Here is a 2,240-nt window from a genome sequence, read left to right as displayed (position 1 = left end):
AGTAGCTCCTCGCAAGGTGTGTGGAGGACTGCCGAGTTGAAGCCTCGCTAAGAACGTAGTGGGAATCTGGAGGTGCCCCGCGGCTGCTCCTGACGGTCTGTCAACGGCGCTCACGACCGAGCTCGACCCGATGGCCGCTGCTCCTGGCTGTCGTCCTGGCTGTCGTCCTGGCCGTGGTCGACCGTGCCCGCCCGCTGCTCGTGGCCGTCGTCGTCCGGGTCGGCCGGGCGTCGGGTTGGGTGGCCGCCGCTCAGCTCCCCGGGCCGGGCACCCTGTCGCGTGTGCTGTCGCGTTGGGGGTGCTGTCGCGTGCGTGACGTGCGGGGGAGGGCCGGTTCCCCTGTGCTGGGCCGGTCCGCGACAGCCGCGACAGGGCGCCCGCGGTGCCCCCTGGGCCGCCGGTCCGTCGCCCGGTCCGCTAGGAGCTGCCGTGCCCGCTGTCTCCGGGCGGCTGGCCGGCGGGCTGCTTCCCGTTTGGGAGCGGCTGGTCCCGGCTTCCGGGACCGGCCGTCTGCCGCCGCTGTGCTGCCGGCGGGGAGAGCGTCAGGTCTGGTTGGTGATGGTGAGGTCGACGGCCTGGGAGGGCGCGCTGGTGTTCCCGGCCCGGTCGGTGACGGTGTAGTGGACCGGGATGGCTTCGCCGTCGCCGGCGGCCTGGATGGTCTCCCAGGGGATGGTGAGGGTGATCGGCTGCTCGCCCTCGCCCTGGGGGACGGTGTAGGGCTCGGTGACGCTGGTGCCGCCCCAGTGGAGCTCCACCACGTCGCCGGCGGTGAAGCCCGCGTAGCTGGGGATGGTGACGCTCACGCCGGTTATGGCGTCGGCGTAGTCCAGGAGGCCGTCTTCGGCGCTGGCGACGGTCGGGGCGGGGTTGGTCTCGCTCACGGGTGTCCCTGTCCAAGGTCTGGTGGTGCGCCGGTCGGCGCCCCTGGTGATCTTCCTGGTTGGTGGCCCGTGGCGGGGCGGGAATCGTTCAAGTGCGGCTGCGCCTGGGTGCGGTGGCCGGTTTCTTCCGGGGTTGGGACGGGCCTGTCCCAGCTCTGTCCCAGCCTGTCCTGGTTCTGTCCCAGTGCGCCGGGTTTGCCCGGTTTTGCTGGGACGGTCCCAGGCTGTTTTCCCAGGTGGGGGTGTTTTCGGGCTGGGGGCTGGGACAGGCTGGGGCATGCCTTCGCGTCGGCTGTTGTCCTCTGACACGCGATCTTGACCGTTTGCCAGGTGATATTGACCGGCGTGGTGGAACGCCTATCGGTACGGTCGCCTCATGGAAAACCCGCCAGAGAGCGTGGACCGCGAGATCTTGGACGGCCGGATCATCCATGCGATCAAGGCGTTCCGGGACGCGTCAGGCTGCACGATCCACGAAGCGATGGACTTCGTCGAGGAGCGCCGAGCGGCGCTTCGCCGCGATCGGTCAAGTGACCTCCGGCTGAGCAGTGAAGAGGGCGGCCGAGACAGCCGCGCCTGACCTGCCACTTGATCTCGGCCAGGGGCCTGATTCCTGCGGGCTCGCCGCGGTGCGCTCCGAGGGCGGGAAACCTGTCGCGGTCGTACTGGGCCCTGCGGGATGCTCGACCCATGCGTATCGACTTCGACGGCGTCACTCCGGCGCCGCGGATGCTGCTCCTCAGTGAGTTCCAGCTCCACTCCGACTTCCATGTCGAGCTGGAGAGGCCGGTGTTCGTCGCGGCGGGCGACCGCGTCTCGTACGAGGGCGGCGCCGTCGTGGTGACCCGCTCGACCGGTGAGCACCACAGGTACCAGGAGGGCGACAGCTACTGGATCTGCCGCTGATGGCCTGGCGGTCGACGGCGGGCACATGCTGACCACCTCGACCCGGGCGGCCGACGGGGCGGTCAGGGATGTCCTGTACGAGCCGCTGCCGGACGGGAGGGTGCGGCTTTCGCTGGCCTGACCGGGGAGGCCCGGCTGGCACCCTGTCGCGTGCCCTGTCGCGCCTGGGGTGCTGTCGCGCCGGTGATGTGCGGGGGAGGGCCGGTTCCCCCGTGGCGGGCCGGTTCGCGACGGCCGCGACAGGGGGCCCGCGGTGCCCCTGGGGCGGGCGGGCTGCTTCCCGCCCGTCGTCCCCGGCCCCGCGGCCGTCCCCGCGTCCCCGGCCCCGCGGCCGTCCCCGCGTCCCGGCCCCGTGCCCGTGCCCGTGCCCGGTCCTGTGCTTCGGTTCCTCGGCCCCCGGCCGGGGTGGCTGTGCCCGGTGGAACCTGTCCGTGCGGCTGCGCCCGCCCG

General features: G+C 72.1%; 3 protein-coding genes. 2 read left to right on the top strand and 1 reads right to left on the bottom strand.

Annotated features, from left to right (window positions below):
- Positions 1-542: 542 nt before the first annotated feature.
- Entirely contained in the window at positions 543-884 is a 342-nt protein-coding gene (locus ACFUK0_RS40090; protein WP_380259016.1) for a hypothetical protein, read from the bottom strand.
- Between the two features lie 376 nt (positions 885-1,260).
- On the opposite strand from ACFUK0_RS40090, the gene ACFUK0_RS40085 reads away from it, so the two are divergent.
- Together ACFUK0_RS40085 and ACFUK0_RS40080 are read left to right on the top strand one after the other, a co-directional pair.
- Positions 1,261-1,464 carry a hypothetical protein gene (locus tag ACFUK0_RS40085; protein WP_380259014.1) on the top strand — a complete coding sequence of 68 codons (204 nt, stop codon included), beginning with the start codon at positions 1,261-1,263 and terminating at the stop codon, positions 1,462-1,464.
- 110 nt (positions 1,465-1,574) lie between these two features.
- Positions 1,575-1,790, top strand: coding sequence for a hypothetical protein (locus tag ACFUK0_RS40080; RefSeq protein ID WP_380259012.1), 216 nt, complete (start codon positions 1,575-1,577; stop codon positions 1,788-1,790).
- The last annotated feature ends 450 nt before the right edge of the window (positions 1,791-2,240 follow it).

It is taken from the genome of Kitasatospora sp. NPDC057223 (genome assembly GCF_042669755.1).
In the GTDB taxonomy this organism is placed as follows: Bacteria; Actinomycetota; Actinomycetes; order Streptomycetales; family Streptomycetaceae; genus Kitasatospora.
The sequence above is the reverse complement of the archived record's forward strand: the minus strand, read 5'-3'. Positions and strand labels throughout refer to the sequence as shown.